20 protein-coding genes and 1 pseudogene are annotated in these 21,212 nt (G+C 38.6%); 15 read left to right on the top strand and 6 right to left on the bottom strand.

All coding sequences use genetic code 11. From position 1 onward, the window contains the following. Window positions 1-77: 77 nt before the first annotated feature. The 3 genes and pseudogenes from ACI6MV_RS02115 to ACI6MV_RS02125 all read right to left on the bottom strand — a co-directional run. Window positions 78-173, bottom strand: a pseudogene (locus tag ACI6MV_RS02115) (putative peptidoglycan binding domain-containing protein); the annotation flags it as partial. An 80-nt stretch (window positions 174-253) separates the two neighbouring features. Next, window positions 254-601 (bottom strand): DUF1028 domain-containing protein, encoded by a 348-nt coding sequence (locus tag ACI6MV_RS02120; RefSeq protein ID WP_407268202.1) that lies wholly within the window; start codon window positions 599-601, stop codon window positions 254-256. A 156-nt stretch (window positions 602-757) separates the two neighbouring features. Then, window positions 758-856 (bottom strand): DUF1028 domain-containing protein, encoded by a 99-nt coding sequence (locus tag ACI6MV_RS02125; protein ID WP_407268228.1) that lies wholly within the window; start codon window positions 854-856, stop codon window positions 758-760. Between the two features lie 371 nt (window positions 857-1,227). Here ACI6MV_RS02125 and ACI6MV_RS02130 point away from each other — a divergent pair, with 371 nt between their 5' ends. Continuing rightward, the gene (locus ACI6MV_RS02130; RefSeq protein WP_407268203.1) at window positions 1,228-1,722 is read left to right on the top strand and encodes a GNAT family N-acetyltransferase; all 495 of its coding nucleotides are present in this window, start codon (window positions 1,228-1,230) and stop codon (window positions 1,720-1,722) included. A gap of 5 nt (window positions 1,723-1,727) precedes the next feature. Continuing rightward, window positions 1,728-3,056 (top strand): TrkH family potassium uptake protein, encoded by a 1,329-nt coding sequence (locus ACI6MV_RS02135; protein WP_407268205.1) that lies wholly within the window; start codon window positions 1,728-1,730, stop codon window positions 3,054-3,056. Window positions 3,057-3,694: 638 nt separating this feature from the next. Here ACI6MV_RS02135 and ACI6MV_RS02140 read toward each other — a convergent pair. Together ACI6MV_RS02140 and ACI6MV_RS02145 are read right to left on the bottom strand one after the other, a co-directional pair. Then, entirely contained in the window at window positions 3,695-3,898 is a 204-nt protein-coding gene (locus ACI6MV_RS02140) for a gamma-glutamylcyclotransferase (protein ID WP_407268207.1), read from the bottom strand. A gap of 82 nt (window positions 3,899-3,980) precedes the next feature. Beyond that, entirely contained in the window at window positions 3,981-4,436 is a 456-nt protein-coding gene (locus tag ACI6MV_RS02145; protein ID WP_407268208.1) for a DUF6884 domain-containing protein, read from the bottom strand. A 956-nt stretch (window positions 4,437-5,392) separates the two neighbouring features. Here ACI6MV_RS02145 and ilvB point away from each other — a divergent pair. The 8 genes from ilvB to ilvA all read left to right on the top strand — a co-directional run bounded on the left by ilvB (window position 5,393) and on the right by ilvA (window position 15,056). After that, complete coding sequence (ilvB, locus tag ACI6MV_RS02150; RefSeq protein ID WP_407268209.1) at window positions 5,393-7,114, top strand: acetolactate synthase large subunit; 1,722 nt, start codon at window positions 5,393-5,395, stop codon at window positions 7,112-7,114. Next, the gene (gene ilvN, locus ACI6MV_RS02155; protein ID WP_407268210.1) at window positions 7,111-7,635 is read left to right on the top strand and encodes an acetolactate synthase small subunit; all 525 of its coding nucleotides are present in this window, start codon (window positions 7,111-7,113) and stop codon (window positions 7,633-7,635) included. The genes ilvB and ilvN overlap by 4 nt, the downstream gene beginning before the upstream one ends. Before the next feature lie 116 nt (window positions 7,636-7,751). Beyond that, entirely contained in the window at window positions 7,752-8,783 is a 1,032-nt protein-coding gene (gene ilvC / locus ACI6MV_RS02160; protein WP_407268211.1) for a ketol-acid reductoisomerase, read from the top strand. After that, on the top strand, window positions 8,770-10,314 hold the full coding sequence (locus ACI6MV_RS02165; RefSeq protein WP_407268212.1) for a 2-isopropylmalate synthase: 1,545 nt from the start codon (window positions 8,770-8,772) through the stop codon (window positions 10,312-10,314). The genes ilvC and ACI6MV_RS02165 overlap by 14 nt, the downstream gene beginning before the upstream one ends. A 21-nt stretch (window positions 10,315-10,335) precedes the next feature. Beyond that, window positions 10,336-11,415 (top strand): 3-isopropylmalate dehydrogenase, encoded by a 1,080-nt coding sequence (leuB, locus tag ACI6MV_RS02170; protein WP_407268213.1) that lies wholly within the window; start codon window positions 10,336-10,338, stop codon window positions 11,413-11,415. Window positions 11,416-11,464: 49 nt separating this feature from the next. Next, window positions 11,465-12,883, top strand: a complete 1,419-nt coding sequence (gene leuC, locus ACI6MV_RS02175; RefSeq protein ID WP_407268214.1) for a 3-isopropylmalate dehydratase large subunit — start codon at window positions 11,465-11,467, stop codon at window positions 12,881-12,883. 583 nt (window positions 12,884-13,466) lie between these two features. Continuing rightward, the gene (leuD, locus tag ACI6MV_RS02180; protein ID WP_407268215.1) at window positions 13,467-14,048 is read left to right on the top strand and encodes a 3-isopropylmalate dehydratase small subunit; all 582 of its coding nucleotides are present in this window, start codon (window positions 13,467-13,469) and stop codon (window positions 14,046-14,048) included. 54 nt (window positions 14,049-14,102) lie between these two features. Next, on the top strand, window positions 14,103-15,056 hold the full coding sequence (gene ilvA, locus ACI6MV_RS02185) for a threonine ammonia-lyase (protein WP_407268229.1): 954 nt from the start codon (window positions 14,103-14,105) through the stop codon (window positions 15,054-15,056). Between the two features lie 56 nt (window positions 15,057-15,112). Here the strand turns inward: ilvA and ACI6MV_RS02190 are convergent, their stop codons facing one another. Then, complete coding sequence (locus ACI6MV_RS02190) at window positions 15,113-15,451, bottom strand: hypothetical protein (RefSeq protein ID WP_407268217.1); 339 nt, start codon at window positions 15,449-15,451, stop codon at window positions 15,113-15,115. Window positions 15,452-15,936: 485 nt separating this feature from the next. Between ACI6MV_RS02190 and ACI6MV_RS02195 the strand changes: the two genes are divergently transcribed. The 5 genes from ACI6MV_RS02195 to ACI6MV_RS02215 all read left to right on the top strand — a co-directional run bounded on the left by ACI6MV_RS02195 (window position 15,937) and on the right by ACI6MV_RS02215 (window position 20,766). After that, a complete protein-coding gene (locus ACI6MV_RS02195) occupies window positions 15,937-17,052 on the top strand; it encodes an amino acid ABC transporter substrate-binding protein (RefSeq protein ID WP_407268218.1) in 1,116 nt (371 codons plus the stop codon). A 138-nt stretch (window positions 17,053-17,190) separates the two neighbouring features. Further along, window positions 17,191-18,369 (top strand): amino acid ABC transporter permease, encoded by a 1,179-nt coding sequence (locus ACI6MV_RS02200; protein ID WP_407268219.1) that lies wholly within the window; start codon window positions 17,191-17,193, stop codon window positions 18,367-18,369. A 6-nt stretch (window positions 18,370-18,375) separates the two neighbouring features. After that, the gene (locus ACI6MV_RS02205) at window positions 18,376-19,578 is read left to right on the top strand and encodes an amino acid ABC transporter permease (RefSeq protein ID WP_407268220.1); all 1,203 of its coding nucleotides are present in this window, start codon (window positions 18,376-18,378) and stop codon (window positions 19,576-19,578) included. A 25-nt stretch (window positions 19,579-19,603) separates the two neighbouring features. Next, window positions 19,604-20,377, top strand: a complete 774-nt coding sequence (locus tag ACI6MV_RS02210) for an amino acid ABC transporter ATP-binding protein (protein ID WP_407268221.1) — start codon at window positions 19,604-19,606, stop codon at window positions 20,375-20,377. A 227-nt stretch (window positions 20,378-20,604) separates the two neighbouring features. Beyond that, window positions 20,605-20,766: a Spo0E family sporulation regulatory protein-aspartic acid phosphatase gene (locus ACI6MV_RS02215; protein ID WP_407268222.1), complete on the top strand. Its 162-nt coding sequence runs from the start codon at window positions 20,605-20,607 to the stop codon at window positions 20,764-20,766. Window positions 20,767-21,212 lie beyond the last annotated feature (446 nt).

Below are 21,212 nucleotides of genomic sequence, written 5' to 3' on the forward strand. Positions count from 1 at the left end.
GTCATTGACAGACTGATTTCGTCATATCTATAAAAAAACAGACTAGCATGTAATTCTTTGCTAAACTTTTTTAGATGCTATTTCTTTTTTATAAAGTCTAGCACCTCTTGATCAATCTTGCCTAATTCTAATTCGCGTTCTTCGAAATTTTCCGTATGAAGGAATCGTATTAAAGCATCAAAAAGTGTATCATCAACTACTTCGTCTGATTGTAAATATCCCCATCGATATAGTCCTTGTTACTCATCGGACCTTACTTCTCCTGTGATTTCCAGGATGTTTTATGGTTTTGTTTCCCAAAACATAGTTGTTGGAGCTGATATAAACGGATAAGTTCATCAATTGGCTCTGGATGATCATCGACACGTAAATCAATTAAAATATCATTTAATCCACCATAACCACCTTTGTCTTTTACAACATAGATGGCAGACGATTGCTTCCCTCTACTATCGCCTCCAGCAGTTTGAGCTGCAGTCAATGCAGCTAGCAAGCGATCAGAAAGACTACCTGATGTCGTTTCAAACGCTTGTCCCATCGAAGTGACTGTTTCTTTGTTAATTAAAATATTCCCTTGGGCAGCATAGTTGTTCCCAGTCATTCCCCTTGCCCAATCATAACAATTAGTCCCTGTAAAGCTGGCTGCATTGCCACGAAAATCAACAATTCCTACTTGCTTTTCGTTATCAGGATCCGATTCAGTAAGGATTTTAATGGTTTCTTCAACATATTACCAGCTTCTAGTAGTTCCAATCCTTTAGAATCCGTACGATGGATTCGCAAAGGCCTGGGTTGCAATCGCACCGACGCCGTCTTTCGCCCAAGGTACATCCGAACCAATCGCAATGATTTTGATTGTACAGCTACACCTAGCTCCCCTGTATCCGGATCAAAACCTACAATAGAAAATGTTGCAATAATGTCCTTTTTACGTATGTCTCATTCATCCTCCTCTTATTTTGTTACTTATTTTATAGGAAAGCCCATATAACTTGCCATACAAACGATTGTAAGTGGATCTAATAGAATTAAAAAAACTTGTATTCAACAGTCAACTCTCCATATATAATCAAATCATTAGAGTCAATTTCATGACATTCTCACCCGTTTGTATCCACGTATAGTTTTGGGTGCAGTTTAATCTAAATACATGTGAATGGTTAAAGATCAATTATGAAATCAACAAAACTAAAAATCACCTAATAAGATCAGAAAGGATTTTTCATCTTGTTATTTCTTCCGGTAAACTTAGAATCTGCAAAACAAATAAGTACATGGAAATACGAACAACCGTACAATTTCTATGATCATTTAGAAAATGAAAATGGTATAAAAGAATTACTTAACGGGACTTACTATGCTGTCAAAGATAGCAAAAATGAATTAATTGGATATTTTTGTTTTGGTGAAAGTGCTCAAGTACGAGACGGTGTTACATTAGGTATATATAGCAATAAACAATCTATTGACATCGGATTGGCGATGCATCCTATTCTTACAGGAAAAGGATACGGCAAACAATTCGTCCAGTCTGGAATACAATTTGCCATACATCAATTTCACCCTAAAGCACTTCGTCTTAGTGTTGCCACATTTAACCAACGTGCAATAACCGTTTACGAAAAGATAGGATTTAGACTAATAAAGTCATTTAAGAATGGTTCGAAAAATTTTCAATTGATGGAGTATCAATTAGAAAATGATAAAAATCGAAAGAGGTAATACATTTGTCCGAGTTAAAATCAAAGTTATCTTCTTTATCACCCCCAAGACTTCTAGCACTTAGCTTTCTTGGAGTCATCTGTGTTGGAACATTGCTACTTAAGCTACCAATCTCTACATCTATGTGCATTTCATGGGTAGACGCCCTATTCACAGCAGTCTCAGCTACAACTGTAACTGGACTTTCTGTGGTCGATACAGAGAGCGGGTTTACGATGTTTGGCAAAACTGTGATCATGCTAATGATTCAATTTGGTGGAATAGGATTAATGACCTTTGCCGTATTTACCTTATTGATTATGGGACGAAAAATATCCTTACGTCAGCGCGTAAACATTGCAGAGTCATTTAATCAACATTCACCAGGCGGGATTGTTAAACTAGTGAAGCTATTAATGACCTTCGTATTTTTAGTAGAGGGGATTGCTTTTTTTATATTATCTATGCGGTGGGTACCGGTATTTGGATGGAAAGACGGACTATTTAATAGTCTATTTCACACAATATCGGCTTTTAATAATGCCGGGTTTTCTACTTGGTCAAATAATTTAGAAGATTACGTGACCGATCCAATTATAAATATAACGATTACTATTTTATTTATTGTTGGCGGTTTAGGGTTTACTGTTATCGCTGATTTACGAGCAAATAAAAATTGGCATCCTTTAATGCTGCATACAAAAATGATGTTAATAGGTACTTTAATCATTAATGTCGTATCGATGCTAGTTATCTTTTTCATTGAATATAATAATCCAGATACTTTAAAACCATTAACCGACTTAGGCAAACTATCTGCATCCTATTTCCAAGCTGTTACAACAAGAACAGCAGGCTTTAATACAATAACCATTGGGAACATGGAAGACACCTCACTCATTTACATGATGCTCCTCATGTTTATCGGGGCTGGAAGTGCGTCTACAGGAAGTGGTATAAAATTGACGACCGCAATGGTTGTTGTCCTTGCAACAATCACCTTTTTGAAATCGCAAAGAGAACCAGTTTTATTCAAAAGAAGAATTGAACAAGCCGTAATTGTCCGTTCAATTTCAATTGTAATTATGAGTTCACTTGTAGTTTTTTCATTCATATTGATTTTATCAATAACCGAGAATGCACCTTTTTTAGCGATAATGTTTGAAGCCGTTTCCGCGTTCGGAACCGTCGGATTATCAATGGGTATTACAGCAGATTTATCTGTTGTGGGCAAGATTCTAATAGTAGCTTTAATGTTTATTGGTAGAATTGGTCCTTTAACCTTTGCGTTTTTGCTTGCTAAACCACACGAAACCCATATACGTTACCCAAGCGATCGTGTGTTTACGGGGTGAATCTTACATTTTATAAATAATGGCGCTTTTGATAAAATTTGTTGCTCTTTATACTTTGTAATTGAACTAAAATGCGTAGTAACCTGAGAGTGTGCTTATACCCGCTCCGGAAATCCACTTCGCTTTCCACGGGTGGCTAGTGAGCCTCCTCACGCTATCGCGTTGCGGGGTCTCACTTACACCACTAGTCCCGCAGGATAAGGAAAGCTACGGCAGCGATACATCGCACGAAGAAAATTGGGTTTTATTTTCGAGGAGTCGAAATGGATTTCCTCCGCTGCTAACGGGATTGCTCTTTACGTCGGGTGATTGGAGCTCCAGGCAGTCGACTCCAGCGGGAAAAGTGCGAGCTGAAGCCGCGCCCGCGAAAAGCGACTGCCTGGAGCGGAAATCACGTGCACTACGTGACGACTCATATTAGCTACTTTACGCAATAACAACACTATGTTAAATATAGGCTAAAATTAAAATGGTCGGTAAACTGAATCTTCAGCTACCAGCCTGTTTTAATTACTTATCTATCTGAGTCAATTTCATAATTACCTTATACAGCTATCTTCATCCATATATAGTCCGGAGACGGTTCAATCCGACTATATATGGATGAAGATAGCTAAAAATCAGTATTATGAAATTGACTAATCTAATACATGTTTAAACCTTTCTATTAAATTCTCTCGGTAAGTTTCGAAAAGTTTTTTTGCACCGTCCAAAATAATTTTTATATATTCTTTAGATGGTTCAACTTCACTAGCCTCTTTATTGACAACACCATATGTTGTTGCTTCCATAGAGTTTCGATCATCAAAAGGAACTACTTGTACACTAACCCTTTTATACATCTGCCATAGGAAAAATACAAAGCCATATCATTCTACTCCTTTACATAGTTAATAGTTTATCTCTCACCATCTTATCATTGGATTAGATAATTGGCCGGCCACTTCGGATTGATTGCTTAAGTAATTGCTGCATATAACCAATACCCTTACAACGCTGTAATGGAAACTTATATAAATGGTCATCTGAAAAACTCCCGAAAATGTATGGTTTATATTTTTTCCCTGTTAAAATAACTAGTTCTTGATATTGATCTAGCTGTTTACTATATATCTGGTCTTGTAGGAATTGATTTGATACAACTTCAACATTTTTCATCCCGAAGGTAACATTATAATTTTCTTTAACTATATCAGTAGGCAATAAATATCCGTACTTAGCAGATAACACTACCCATTGGTCACAAAAAGTTTCTGCATACTGTTCGCACAAACAGTGAAAGGTACTAATATAAGCCTGTTTAGCAGGAACAGGTCCGACAGCATCTTTTACATCCCATATTTTTTTCGATCCACAGGGAATAACAGCTAATTTTTTCATTTTATCCTCCCTCTTTATCAATTTCGTCACCATATAATTGTTTCAAGTCATCTCGAACTAAAAAGCATTATAATTAATATAAATATCTATTAATAATAGCATAATATTTGTTGAATAATAATTCATAATTTTCATCAACTAACGAACACTAAACGTAAGGTTATCTTACATCGCAAGATACAAAATATAGCGCAAGCACTTGATAATGTTGTACTTTACAATAATACCCAGATTTTATTGCATGACCTAATAAAAATTGATGAAAAATTTTTTCAATTTTAAATTTCTTGTTATTATTAGGTTGTAAACGCTTACCGCGCGGGCGATTGTCTCAAATATCAGAAAATTTTAACTAAAGCTGTTGACCTGCTGTCTAAATGGTTGTATGATTGTCGTCAACCAAAGGATTTAGTTAGTAAATTTCACTAAGGTTAGATTGTATATTTTAAGGTTATTGATTGGCACACATAAATCTTTAACTTAATTTCAAAAATGATGGACTTTCTGCTTTGGTCATATTACAATAGCTTGGGAATTCATCTATAATAACGAGATCAACGAACAACAATATATGAAATCGATGACGGGAACAAAAGAATAAGACATGTGTAATTACAGAGAGCCGGGGTTGCTGGAAGCCCGGAATTACACCTTATTCTGACATCGTCCCTGAGTGTTAAGCAGAACGGGGAAACCTATTAAGCTTAGCCAGGTGTATAACCTACACCTGTTATCAAAAGATGCCACGCTTACTAAAGCATGCATCATAAGGCAGCATTTGTAAGAATGCTGTGAATTCAGGGTGGTACCGTGAAAAGCTAAAGGCCTTTTCTCCCCGTGTAAACCGCAAACTAGTTTTGTATTTGTGGTGTATTCGGGAAGAATTGGCCTTTTTATATTAGGTGTATAAAACAAACTGAAATCAGTTTCACTTTATTATTTAGGAGGGATTACTAGTGAAGGTAGAAGCAAAGCACGAAGTTGAAGCCAAAACGAAGCCGAAGACAGGTGCAGATTTACTCGTAGAGTCGTTGATCAAGGAAAATGTCGACACAATTTTTGGTTATCCAGGTGGCGCAGTGTTACCCATCTACGATTCCTTGTTCCGATATAAGGAGAACTTTACGCATATCCTTACTCGTCATGAACAGGGAGCCATTCACGCTGCGGAAGGTTACGCAAGAATTTTAAGAAAACCCGCTGTTGTAATTGCTACTTCAGGACCAGGGGCGACAAACTTAGTTACTGGTATTGCTGATGCGATGATGGATTCATTGCCAATGGTTATCTTCACTGGTCAAGTAGCTAGAGGAGTTATTGGTACGGATGCCTTTCAAGAAGCTGACGTAATCGGTATTACTACACCTATTACAAAGCATAACTATCAAGTTCAAGATGTTAAAGATCTACCGAGGATCGTTCGTGAAGCATTTCATATTGCTTCCACAGGAAGACCTGGCCCAGTTGTTGTTGATATCCCTAAGGATATATCAGCTAACCATTGTGAAGATAGCTATGACACAGATTTTCATCTTCCCGGTTACCAACCGACAACAAAGCCGAATCCATTACAAATTAAAAAACTTGGGGAAGCATTGGCAAATTCAAAAAAACCAGTAATTCTATCAGGAGCTGGAATATTACATGGAAATGCAACAGAGCAATTAATTGCATTTGCCGAACGACACTCCCTTCCAGTTACAACAACACTGTTAGGACTTGGCGGATTTCCTGGAGATCATGAACTAGCACTAGGAATGGCCGGTATGCATGGCACGTATTCAGCTAATATGGCTTTATACGATTGTGATTTACTCATTAATATCGGAGCGCGTTTTGATGATCGCTTAACAGGAAACTTACAACATTTCGCTCCTAACGCGGTTGTTGCGCATATTGACATTGATCCAGCAGAAATTGGTAAAAATGTTTCTACAAACATTCCAATTGTTGCTGATTCTAATGAAGCACTACTAAGTATGCAAAAATTAATTAAAAACTCTCCAAATCACGGAGATTGGTTAAGAGACTTGCAGACAAACAAGAAGAACTACCCACTCTGGTATAACAATCCGAAAGAAGAGATGGTGCCACAATGGTTAGTTGAAGCGGTTTATAAAGTGACCAATGGTGAAGCTATTGTTACAACCGATGTGGGTCAACATCAAATGTGGGCTGCACAATATTATACTTTCAATAAGCCTAATCGCTGGATTACTTCTGGTGGACTTGGAACGATGGGATTTGGCTTCCCAGCAGCAATCGGAGCACAAATTGCTGCTCCCAACGAAACCGTAGTTGCACTAGTTGGGGATGGCGGCTTTCAAATGACATTGCAAGAACTATCTGTATTGCAAGAAAGAGGCTTGCCTGTTAAAGTAATCATCGTTAATAACTGTGCACTTGGCATGGTCCGACAATGGCAAGAGAAGTTTTACGAAGAACGTTATTCCGAATCTTTACTATATGTTCAACCAGATTTTGTGAAGCTGGCGGAAAGCTATAACATTCGAGGCGCAAAATTTGAAACACAAGAAGAATTAATTGACCAATTGCCTGAACTAATCGCTTATGAAGGACCAGTAGTAATCGATGCACGCGTGCTTCAACTGGAAAATGTATATCCTATGATCGCACCAGGCAAAGGACTTCATGAAATGATTGGGGTGAAACCATGAGACGCATTATAACTGCAACTGTTCAAAATCGCAGCGGAGTGCTGAACCGTGTAACTGGTCTGCTACAAAAAAGACAGTTTAATATAGAAAGCATTTCTGTTGGTCGAACAGAAATCGAAGGTATTTCTAAAATGACTTTCGTTGTCGAAGTAGAAGATAATCAAAAACTAGAGCAAGTAACAAAACAGCTAAACAAACAGATCGATATTATAAAGGTTTCTGACATTACCGATAAAGCAATCGTTGCACGCGAATTAGCTCTGGTGAAAGTCCTAAGCAGCGCTCAGTTACGCAGTGAAATTCAAGGTATTATCGAACCGTTTCGGGCATCCATCATTGATGTGAGCAAAGATAGTCTCACTATCCAAGTAACAGGTAAGCCCGATAAGATCGAGGCTTTAATTGATTTATTAAGACCATACGGAATCAAAGAACTTGCTCGTACTGGCATGACTGCTTTCCTTCGGGGACAGCAGCCGCAAGTAAATGAGTTTACACCGTATTCATTGTTGAAATCATAAGCAATATTCAGAGGCTAAACCTCTGAGTACACAAAAGTTTCTGAATGTTTGAACTACTACCCTTGTTGTACACTTACTTTATATATACTAATAAAATTTGGAGAGGATGTTTCATAATGACAAAAGTACTATACCACAATGATATTCAAGAAGAGGTTTTAAAAGGAAAGAAAATCGCTATCATCGGATATGGGTCGCAAGGTCATGCCCATGCACTGAACTTAAAAGAAAGTGGATTTGATGTAGTTGTAGGCTTGCGAAAAGGCGGCTCTTGGGATAAAGCTGTTGAAGATGGTGTTGAGGTCCAATCCGTTGCTGACGCAACTGCTGTAGCAGATGTTGTAATGATTCTATTACCAGATGAATACCAACCTAAAGTGTACGAAGAAAGCATTAAACCGAACTTACAACAAGGAAATGCACTAGTATTTGCACACGGATTTAATATTCACTTTAACCAAGTTGTTCCACCAGAAAATGTCGATGTTTTCTTAATTGCACCTAAAGGTCCTGGACACCTTGTGCGCAGAACATTTGAAGAAGGCGCTGGCGTTCCTGCTCTTTATGGCATATTCCAAGATTATACTGGTCAAGCAAAAGACATTGCACTTGCTTATGCAAAAGGAATTGGCGCAGGACGTGCAGGAATTTTAGAAACTTCTTTCCAAGAAGAAACAGAAACAGATCTTTTCGGTGAGCAAGCCGTTCTATGTGGTGGCGTTACTAGTCTTGTAAAAGCGGGATTTGAAACACTAACAGAAGCCGGTTATCAACCTGAAGTTGCTTACTTTGAATGTTTACACGAATTGAAATTGATTGTTGACCTAATGTATGAAGGTGGACTAGAGGGTATGCGTTACTCTATCTCCGACACTGCTCAATGGGGTGATTTCGTCTCCGGTCCAAGAGTTGTAAACGAAGATACAAAAGCACGTATGAAAGACGTATTAACTGATATTCAAACAGGTGCATTTGCTAAAGGCTGGATTCTTGAAAACCAAGCAAACAGACCACAGTTTAACGCTATTAATAATAAAGAAAATAGCCATCCAATCGAACAAGTTGGAAGAGAGCTTCGTGAATTAATGCCATTTGTTAAGAAAAGAGTAAGCCCAAAAAAGGAAGTGGTCACGAATGACTCAAATTAAAATTTTTGATACTACCCTAAGAGACGGCGAGCAATCTCCTGGGGTTAACCTAAACCAATTGGAAAAGCTAGAAATAGCAAAACAATTGGAGCGCCTTGGAGTAGATATTATGGAAGCGGGATTCCCCGCTTCCTCCAAAGGTGATTTTGAAGCAGTCAAGAAAATTGCGCAAACCATCAAGCATTCCTCCGTGACAGGTCTTGCACGAGCAACAAAATCAGACATTGACTACGCATGGGAAGCGTTGAAGGAAGCGGAAGAACCACGACTGCATCTTTTTATAGCTACCTCCCCTATTCATATGACATATAAACTCAAAAAATCGCCAGAACAAGTGATTGATATTGCTGTCGATATGGTAACCTATGCTAAAAAAAATTTTCCGCAGGTAGAATGGTCTGCAGAAGATGCATCGAGGTCTGATTTAGACTTTTTAGCTAAGATTATTGAAAAAGTAATCGATGCTGGTGCAACTGTCATAAATTTACCAGACACCGTTGGTTATACTACACCAAAAGAATATGGCCAAATGTTCCGTTATATTCGTGAAAATGTCCCAAATATTGATAAGGTATCGCTGTCTGCTCATTGTCACGATGATTTAGGTATGGCTGTAGCCAATTCATTAGCAGCAATAGAAAATGGCGCAACACAAATTGAAGGCACGATTAACGGAATAGGTGAACGTGCCGGAAATGCAGCATTGGAAGAAATTGCTGTCGCTTTAAATATTCGCAATGATTTTTATCCTTATTATACTAATCTTGTATTAAAAGAAATAAAACGCACGAGTGATTTAATTAGCAAATTTACCGGCATGGCTGTTCCAGGCAATAAAGCAGTAGTGGGTCGAAATGCTTTTGCACATGAATCTGGCATTCACCAAGATGGGGTTCTAAAACACGCTTCAACTTACGAAATTATTACGCCAGCCATGGTAGGAATTCAATCTAATAATTTGGTGCTTGGAAAGCATTCTGGTCGACACGCGTTTAAAGACAAAATAGAACAGCTTGGTTTTCAGTTAACTGAAGAAAAATTAATGGAAGCATTCAAAGCCTTTAAATTATTAACCGACACTAAAAAAGAAGTGACCGATGATGATTTGTTTGTTATTTTAACTGATATCCAGACAGATATATCCGATATAAAGAAATATCAATTAAAAGCATTCCAAGTGCAATACGGATCTCATAACTTACCAACAGCGACTGTTGCTTTAACTACTCCAGATGGCGAACGGGTAGAAACAGCTTGTACTGGTCAAGGTAGTGTAGAGGCTTTATATAATACAATTGAAACCTTAGTGAAAGAAAATATTCATCTGACTAGCTTCAACCTTAGTTCTATTGGTCAAGGACGTGATGCTTTGGCTGAAGTGCACGTTAGTATGACCGTTAACGAAACACCAGTACATGGTCGCGGATCTTCTCAAGATGTATTGGAAGCAGCAGCACAAGCATTTATTAATGCAGTTAATCGAGTATTTTTCACTAAAACTGCGGAAGAAAAACAAAAAGCTAAAATTTAATGTAAGTAGGAGGTCCAACCCTTGCAAAAACAAATCGTATTACTTCCTGGTGACGGCATTGGTGCAGAAGTAATTGCTTCTGCTCAGGAAGTTCTAACAGCAATAGCAAACAAAGCAGACTATAGCTTTTCATTTGAAACGTATGATATCGGAGGAGTTGCTGTTGATAAGCACGGCTCTCCCCTACCGGAAGAAACTGTTTCGGCTTGTTCGCAGGCAGATGCGGTGCTCCTAGGAGCTGTTGGTGGTCCAAAGTGGGATCAACTCCCGTCCCACCTTCGACCTGAAAGAGGATTATTAGGCATTAGAAAAGCATTAGGATTATATGCCAATTTAAGACCTGTGAAAGGATTTCCTAAATTGCTGGACTCCTCTCCACTTAAAGAGGAAATTATTCAAGGTAGTGATTTGTTGATTGTTCGGGAACTAACTGGTGGTTTGTACTTCGGAACACCTAGCGAGCGTTCAAAAGATGGAGAGTCGGTTGTTGACACTCTCGTATACACAAAGGCTGAAATTGAAAGGATTGTTGATAAAGCCTTTCAAAGTGCTCAACTACGAAGAAAACACTTAACATCGGTTGACAAAGCGAATGTGTTGGAATCTAGCAAACTATGGAGAGAAATTGTCGAATCTAAACGCGCTTCCTACCCTGATGTAACAGTGGACCATCTATTAGTAGACGCTGCAGCAATGAAGTTAATTACAAACCCTAGTCAGTTTGATGTTATTGTCACAGAAAACATGTTCGGCGATATATTAAGTGACGAGGCCTCCGTACTCACAGGATCACTAGGAATGCTCCCATCAGCTAGTTTAAGCGAATCAGGAATTGGCTTATATGAACCAGCACATGGATCAGCACCTGATATCGCCGGAAAAGGTATAGCCAATCCAATTGCTATGATTTTATCAGCTGCAATGATGCTTCGTTATTCCTTGCAGATGGAACAAGAAGCTCAAGCAATTGAAACAGCAGTAGAATCCATTATAAATCAAGGTTATCATACTGCAGATTTACAAGTAAAAGAAGGACAAATAGTAAAAACAAAAGAAATGACTAATCTTATTGTCGATTTTATTCAGTCTATTAAACTTTAATTGGTAACTTGATATAAATAGAATCTATTCTATATAAGGAGTGACAAAAATGTCTAATCCAAAGACGATTATTGAAAAAATTTGGCATCAGCATGTCGTCCATCAAGAAAAAGCTAAACCTGACCTTCTTTATATTGATTTGCACTTAGTCCATGAAGTTACTTCTCCCCAAGCATTTGAGGGGCTACGAATTAACGGGCGTAAGGTGCGTCGACCAGATTTAACATATGCAACAATGGACCACAACGTCCCTACCATCCACAGGCACATTATTAAAGACCAAGTATCTAAAACACAAATGGATACATTAAAGCAAAACTGTGATGAGTTTGGTGTACCACTAGCCGATATTGATCATCCTGACCAAGGTATTGTACATGTAATTGGCCCTGAACTTGGACTCACACAACCCGGAAAAACAATTGTATGTGGTGATAGCCACACGTCTACACATGGTGCTTTTGGTGCTTTGGCGTTTGGCATTGGAACGAGTGAGGTCGAACATGTGCTAGCTACCCAAACATTATGGCAAGTTCGCCCCAAAACACTAAATGTAAAAGTTAACGGTAAGCTTGGTACCGGTGTTACTGCTAAGGATTTAATTCTTGCGATCATAGGAAAGTTCGGTGTTAAATTCGGTACTGGATATGTGCTTGAATATACCGGCGAAGCGATACGTTCCCTGTCCATGGAAGGTCGAATGACAATTTGTAACATGTCAATTGAAGCTGGTGCCCGCGCCGGATTAATAAGTCCAGACGATACAACCGTTGAATTTTTGCGAGGCAAAAGACACGCCCCAAAAGGGGAAGCTTTTGAAAAAGCAGCTTCTAATTGGAAAGCTCTAGCAACCGATGAAGGTGCAACTTACGATAAAACGGTAGAAATTCACGCAGATGAAATTGAACCTCAAGTCTCTTGGGGAACAAATCCAGGCATGGTTATTCCAGTTAGTGCATCCATTCCAAGCCCAGATGACGCTACAACACCTGCTGCTAAGGATGAAATTACGCGCGCACTAGATTACATGGGCTTAGAACCTAACGTACCAATATCTTCTGTTGACGTGCAACATGTATTTATCGGCTCATGTACGAACTCTCGTTTAAGTGATTTACGTAAAGCTGCTGAAATCGTTCGCGGTAAAACAGTGAGCTCGAAAGTAAAAGCAATTGTTGTTCCAGGCTCCCATAGCGTTAAACGTGCTGCAGAGGCAGAAGGAATTGACGTCATATTTAAGCAAGCAGGTTTTGAATGGCGAGAAGCTGGTTGTAGTATGTGTTTAGCAATGAATGATGATGTTGTACCAGCTGGTGAACGTTGCGCATCCACTTCTAATCGAAACTTTGAAGGTCGACAAGGAACTGGTTCACGCACACACTTAGTGAGTCCAGAAATGGCTGCAGCTGCTGCAATTGAAGGTCATTTTGTCGATGTTAGAAAATATGGGGTACCTGCCTTTAGTTAAGTCAGGTGCCTTTTCGTTAATCTTTTGTTTGGTTGTTTCTTGAAAGTTGTTGTTATTGCGTAAAATAGCTAAACTCCGTCGTAACTTGGAAAGTACTTGCACCGCTCCGGAAATCCACTTCGCTTTCTGCGGGGGGCTAGTGAGCCTCCTCGTCGCTTCGCTCCTGCGGGGTCTCACTTAGGCCACTAGTCCCGCAGGAGTCGAAGTGGATTTCCTCCGCTGCTAACGGGATTTCTCATTTGCGTCGGGTGATTGGAGCTCCGGGCAGTCGACTCCAGCGGGAATAGCGCGAGCTGAAGATCCACTCAGAAGCGCACTATGCTTCTGAGTTAGCTGAAGCCGTGCCCGCGGAAAGCGACTGCCCGGAGCGGAAATCACGAGCACTACGTTACGACGGAGTTTCATTCATTTATGAAGTATAAAATCAACAAAGCTTACGAAAAGAGCCTTTGTTTTTGAATTAATTTCATAGTTCACCTTAAACACCCTACAAATGTCACCTAAAAAATGACGATGGCACATTTATATAATTTTTCTAAAACTTATGTTAAAATTAATACTCGAATTCAGGAGGGAAAATAAATTGGAACCAATCCGAACTCATAAAGGAATCGTTTACCCGCTAAACCGTTCCAACATTGATACAGATCAAATTATTCCAAAACAATTTCTAAAGCGTATTTCTCGCCAAGGCTTTGGTCAGTTTTTATTTTATAATTGGCGCTTTGACCATGATGGTGAACTTCGAGAAGATTTCTCTCTCAACAATCCAGCATATAAAGAATCTTCTATTCTGGTTGCTGGAGAAAATTTCGGCTGTGGTTCATCAAGAGAGCATGCCCCATGGGCGTTACAGGACTATGGATTCAGAGTGATTATAGCCCCAAGCTTTGCTGATATTTTTTATAGCAATTGTACAAAAAATGGAATTCTTCCGGTAAAACTTACTGAGGAACAAACACAAGCACTTATTGACCGAGCGGAATCAGAAGCCTATACTATTACTGTGGATTTAGAAAATAAGCGTGTGTATGATTCCAGTAGTTTCGATGCATCCTTTGATCTACCAGACTATCAAAGAGAGATGCTGCTCAACGGTTGGGATGAAATTGCTGTTACATTAACACACGAAAATAAAATCACAGAATTCGAGTTACAAAAATAGAGGAGTGTGAAAGACATTGGGAATTGCTTAACAGGTTTAAATATTAAAGATGCGATGGCTCACTTATCACCGATCGTCCATCGCACCCCTTTAACGACATCATCGATGATTAATAGGATGACTGAAAAAAACGTGTATTTTAAAATGGAAAACCAGCAAAAAACCGGTGCATTTAAAGTACGTGGCGCAAGCTATAAAATCGCAAAGTTATCAGCACAAGAAGCGATCAAAGGAGTTATTGCAGCTTCCGCTGGAAACCATGCTCAAGGTGTGGCACTGGCCGCTTCTAAACGTGGGATTCCAGCTAAAATTTTCATGCCCGAAAGTACACCTGAAACTAAAGCAGAAGCAACTAGTAACTATGGTGCAACAATCGTGTTAACCGGCGACTCCTTTCAAGAAGCCTATGAAGCTGCTATTTTAGAGCAACAAAAAACAAATAGCATTTTCATTGAGCCCTTTGATGATTTAGATGTGATGGCGGGCCAAGGTACGATTGCACTTGAAATGCTAGAGCAACAGTCATTATTAGACACTATTATCGTACCAGTCGGTGGTGGCGGATTAATAAGCGGCATCGCAGTAGCAGCGAAGTACATTAATCCGAAAATCAGGATTATCGGCATACAGGCTAGCGGTGCAAGCGCAACATTTAATCAATATTCTCATACCGGACCGTCGGCGTTATCTAAAGTTTCTACAATAGCAGACGGGATTGCCGTGAAAAAGATAGGCTCACTCACCTTCCCGATTATTGAAAGATACGTTGATGAGATGTATACCGTTACAGATGAGCAAATAGCTTCGGCTATGATTTTTATGTTAGAAAGAAAAAAATCATTAATTGAAGGCGCTGGCGCAACAGCCTTTGCAGGTCTTCTTGCACATGGCGAAAAGATCCGTTCCGAGCACTGCGGTATTATTGTTAGTGGTGGTAATATGGACTTATCAAAAATGCCACACATACAAAACCTGGCTAGAGAAAACCAACTAACTTGCTTAGTTTAAATTCTAAATTCCTACTCGTATACGAGTAGGAATTTTATTTTGCATTCATCTCATACTTAATTATGTTGCTTACTATGTATTGTTTCTTCCAGTAATGTTTCAGATTTTGTGTGATGATGTAATTCGCAGTACCATACAACCGTCTTTACTTTATGGGTAATTTCACAATTCCTTTTCTTTTTGACAAAATTGTGCCAGATCGTAAATTCATGTGTGTCGACTGGTATGACTGCAAATTCAGTCCCCATCTTTACCCACTGATGGATAGATCCATTATTTGCAGCATTAATATCCGCTGCATTTGATACTTGTTCAACATGATAAGCTTGGGCTTTCAAGTTAGGAACAATTGTGAACACAAAACATGTGGTTACTACAAGTATTAAGCGCTTCAAAAAAAACACCCCAATCTTTATTACTACAAACCTTATACAATACCTTTCCCGTGTTCATTACTTTTATACTAGAGAGCAGGATATAATATATAGCAAATGAATCTATTCCCCTATTGCAAATCCAACCTCCCCCTGCCTCTTTGCTATTGATTGCTTTCCTCCTCTTTAAATTTCTCACCATCAACATATAGATTGGATTATCATTACAATGCATAGATGTTGTTAGATATTCAATAATTTTTTAAAAATTTTTATAAGTGGTCACCCCCTTATCTTTAAAGACTTTTACACAATTTAAATAACAGTAATATTATTGTAATATTTTAAAAATTAAGAAAATTACTTGAAATATTTGGGTCTATCCTATTATAATGAATTATATCTAATTTTCAGAAAACTTCATGCCTTCTTGTGTAAGCTTTTTTGACATAATTAGATAAGTTCTATTACACCATAGAACTAAAAAATATAAGGGGGAGTTTTTCTTGGTAAAACAGAAAAAATCATTATCTATTTTCTTGGCAAGCATTATGTTGTTATTTGGTCTTCTGCTCGCAGGATGTTCGGATGAGGAAACAGGAACAGATGATGGAAATAATACTGAGGATAACGAATCAACTAACGATTCTACTGGAGAAACTGATTCTGGTACGAGTACATTGGCAACAGTTACAGACCGCGGAACACTAATTCTTGGTGGGAACAATCAGCTACCTGGCTTCGGTTATGTAAACGAAGATGGAGAATATGAAGGTTTCGACATTGATTTTGGTAAAGCAATTGCTGCTGCGGTGCTTGGTGATGCTGAAGCTCTTGAAGTTAGGCCATTATCTGCTGATGAGCGTTTTACAGCCCTTCAAACAGGTGAAGTTGACGTATTAATCCGAAACACAACTTGGACTACTACTCGTGACACTGATTTAGGTACAAACTTCGGACCTACTACTTTTTACGATGGTCAAGGTATTATGGTACGTGCTGATAGTGGGATCGAGACAGTACAAGATCTAGCAGGTGCAACCATCGGTGTTGAAACCGGTACAACTACTGAGTTAAACTTAGCCGATCAATTCCGTAAACTTGGCATTGAGTACACCCAACAAGTATTCGATGATGCTGATTCGTTAGTTGCAGCATATGAAGCAGGCAGTGTTGACGCTTGGACTACTGACAAATCTGGTCTTGCTTCTCGTAAAACAACATTATCTGATCCAAGTGCACACAAAATTTTAACAGAAACACTATCTAAAGAACCACTTGGTCCAGATGTTAGAGAAGGCGATGACCAATGGTTTGATATCGTTCAATGGGTAACTTTTGCAACTATGGAAGGAGAAGAACTAGGCATTAATTCAGAGAATGTTGATGATTTCTTAGACAGTGAAGATCCAGTTGTACGTCGCTTGTTAGGTGTAGAGGGTGGTTTAGGAACTATGTTAGGTATTCCTGACGACTTTGCTTACCAAGTAATCAAACAAGTTGGTAACTACGAAGAGATCTTTAATCGTCACCTTGGTCCAGACACAATATTTGGCCTTGAGAGAGGCGTGAACGAGCTTTGGACAAATGGTGGGGTACTTTACTCTCCTCCATTCCGATAAGATATTATATGTAAGGTTATATAACAAGGACCTGCCTTCCTGCTTGTTGTTGGGCAGGTCCTTTGATCTTTTCCTATATGAACTAAGGATAAATCGCTATAGAAATATAATTACCCTATTCATAAGAGGTGATATAAATTGACAAAAAACAATAAACAAAGCGTTTCTACACCGTTTTATCGAGATAATAGGGTCCTTCCAATTATATTGCAGTTACTCTTTGCTATCGCTGTAATTGGCGTGATTTGGTACTTCATTAACAATGCATTAATCGGGTTAGAAAAGCTAGGATTAAAATTAGGATTTGGATTTTTAACCAATATTGCTTCGTTTAATATCGGCGAATCGATGATTGAATTTCAATCAACAGACACGTATCTGCGTGCAGTCTTAGTCGGTATTTTGAACACTTTAAAAGTATCTGTACTTGGTGTCATCTTCGCTTCTATTATCGGATTTATCGTAGGTATTGCACGTTTATCTAACAATTGGTTAGTACAAAAAATCGCAACTGTATATATTGAAATCTTTCGAAATACACCATTACTTGTACAAATCTTCATCTGGTATTTTGCTGTATTTTTAGCTTTACCTCAAGTAAAAGAAAGCATTAGCATTGGGCAAGTCCATATCAGTAATAAAGGTGTAAATATACCATGGGTAAATGCCAATGATGGTACACTCGTTTGGACAGTTGGAATCATTTTAGCAATCACATTTGCCATCACAATGTGGACAGTTATGATCAAATCCCAAGTAAAGTCAGGGACAAGAAAATATCCATCTATTTGGGCGATAGCTGGATTTATTATCCCAATAATTATAGTATTACTAATCACGCAACAAGCTCCTGCAGATATGGAGTATCCAGTAATGGGTAATTTTGGGTATACTGGTGGATATTTAATCACATCAAACTTTGCTGCAATTTTTATAGCCTTAACGATCTATACAGCAACATATATAGCTGAAATCATTCGCGCAGGAATAATGTCGGTATCAAAGGGACAGCTTGAGGCTTCCAAAGCACTAGGTATAAAAGGATCCACAACGATGCGATTAGTTGTCTTACCACAGGCAATTCGAATCATTATTCCTCCCCTAACAAGTCAATATTTAAATTTAACGAAAAACTCAAGTTTAGCAATTGCTGCGGGTTTTCCAGATTTAGTATCTGTTGCGAGTACGATTAACAATCAAACCGGGCGCGCTGTCCAATCGGTGGTTATTATGATAATCGTATACTTAATATTAAGCATTCTAACTTCTATCTTTATGAATATCTTCAATAAAAAGATGCAGATAGTAGAGAGGTGATAATCAATGAATACAAACTTAGAATCTGAAAAGAAATTATCAACTGTCGGACCACCAAAATCAACACTTGGCGTAATCGGTTGGATGCGCAAAAATTTGTTTAGTACATGGTATAATGTAATCTTGACAATCCTTTCTGCTGTAGTCATATTTTATACTTTTAAAGGAACACTTACCTGGATATTTGCTACCGCAGAATGGTCGGTTATAAGTGCTAACTATAAATTATTTTTTGTCGGACAGTATCCACCGGAACAATTGTGGAGGATTTGGCTAGCACTTGCAGTGTTTTCTCTACTATTCGGAATATCTGCTGGCATTTGGCGTGGAACGATTATTCGTTTAGCCGCCGTACTGGCTATTCTTTTATTAATTAATTTAGTTATTCCGTTTACGTCTGGGAATTCAAAGATGTGGTTAGCGATTAACCTTGCTACGATTGTTGTAGGCTTTTTTATCGGACCTTTATTACCAAAGAATAAAGCCGTCGCACTTATTGGGTGGGTATTGTCATTCCCGATTGTTATATTTTTAGTTAGCGGCTTTGGTGTTTTAACGACAGTTAAAACGACAATATGGGGCGGTTTCTTACTTACCTTGCTTATTTCGATTGTAGCGATTGTTTTTGCTTTTCCAATTGGAATTTTGTTAGCATTAGGAAGAACTAGTAAGCTCCCAATCATTAAATACTTTTGTATTATATTCATAGAATTTGTCCGTGGTGTACCGTTAATTACTGTTCTATTTATGGCACAGCTTATGTTACCTTTATTTTTTCCAGAAGGCGTTGAAATAAACAACGTACTCCGTGTCATGATTGCATGTACACTGTTTACATCAGCATACATGGCAGAAAATGTTCGTGGCGGACTTCAGTCTCTTCCTAATGGTCAATATGAAGCAGCAAAAGCAATCGGTTTAAATCCTGTTCAGTCGATGACATTCATTATTATGCCTCAGGCATTACGTACAGTAATCCCTGCTATAGTTGGACAAAGTATATCAATGTTTAAGGATACATCTTTAGTGGCGATTGTTGGATTGATGGATATAGTTGGTATAGCTCAAACAGTGAAATCAAATCCTGAATTTCTTGGTAAAATCATGGAAACATATTTGTTTGTTGCACTCTGTTTTTGGATTGTCGCTTATTCCATGTCTTATGCAAGTCGTCGATTAGAAAAAACATTGGGTGTCGGAGAACGCTAAATACCATTTGAAGGAGGATATTTTTATGGCACAAACAGAAGGAAATTCAAATGTAGCTACAAAAGAAGGCGAACAAATTATTACTTGCAACAATATAAATAAATGGTTCGGGCATCTTCACGTGCTAAAGGATGTATCACTGGATGTAAAAAAAGGTGAAGTGCTTGTTATTTTAGGACCATCAGGCTCAGGTAAATCAACGTTTATTCGGACAATAAATGGATTGGAAGAAATACAAAAAGGTGAAATCACGATTGACGGAATCAGTCTCTCTCATGATGTCAAAGACATTGAAGCAATACGCAAAGAAACAGGGATGGTATTTCAACAATTCAATCTTTTCCCCCATATGACGATTTTAAAGAATATAACCTTAGCACCAATTTGGGTTAAAAAGAAACCTAAAGCAGAAGCCGAAAAACTAGCACTAGAGCTTCTTGAACGTGTCGGTATACCAGAACAGGCTGACAAATATCCAGGACAGCTTTCCGGCGGACAGCAGCAGCGTGTAGCAATTGCCAGAGCCCTGGCCATGCAGCCTGAAATCATGCTTTTTGATGAGCCAACATCTGCACTAGACCCTGAGATGATTAAAGAAGTGCTTGACGTTATGAAGGAATTAGCTAGATCTGGTATGACGATGTTAGTCGTTACACATGAAATGGGCTTTGCTCGCGAGGTTGCCGACCGTATTGTTTTATTTGACGAAGGTGAAATTATTGAAACTGGCACACCGACAGAATTATTTGATAATCCTAAACATGATCGTACAAAACTATTTTTATCGCAAATTTTATAGCTTCAAACAATTAGCGAGCTTGAAACCAATCAAGCTCGCTAATTGTTTGAAGCAAACCTCACGTTAACAAGGCTTTTTACTTCCTTAAACCTGTTAATAACCACTTCTTTCCCAACCGACCAAAACACTAATTGTAATATTATAGCCAATATGATAAAATAGTATAATCGAACAAACGTTCCGTGCGAAACTATGTTTCAAATCTTAGCATAAGTGAGGTAATTTTGTTGACAAACATAGTAGAAATAGAGGAAAAAATAGAGTTGCTACGTGCCACGCTATATGAATTAGTCCAGCAAAACTCAAGTGATAAAAAGATTCTGCATATATCGCAATCCTTAGATAAGCTTTTAAATGAATATGATAAGAAGAAAGCTTTAAAAGAATAGCCATATCGAGCGTTAATCTTTTAAAGCTTTTTATGTGGCTCTTTTCGAAAGTTTTTTTTACCTTTTAAACTTCATAGTTGAAGTAATATCCGTCGTAACGTAGTGCTCGTGATTTCCGCTCCAGGCAGTCGCTTTTCGCTAGTTTAAAGCGTTTTTCTTTAAACGGGCACGGCTTCAGCTAACTAAGAAGCAAATGTTTTCGGTGGGACGAGTAATCGCAGTCCCAAAGTGCGCTTCTCTTGTGGATCTTCAGCTCGCGCTTTTACCGCTGGAGTCGACTGCCTGGAGCTCCAATCACCCTACATGAAGAGCAATCCCATTAGCAGCGTAGGAAATCCACTTCGACCCCTGAGGCACGGCAAGGGTCATGCAGGCGTTGTCCGACAAGGACGATTTTAGCCTCTAGTCTATAAGGAACGGCGTAAGTGAGACCCCGCAGCGCGAAC

This window comes from Radiobacillus sp. PE A8.2 (assembly GCF_045635475.1).
Lineage (GTDB): Bacteria > Bacillota > Bacilli > Bacillales > Amphibacillaceae > JBJGXI01.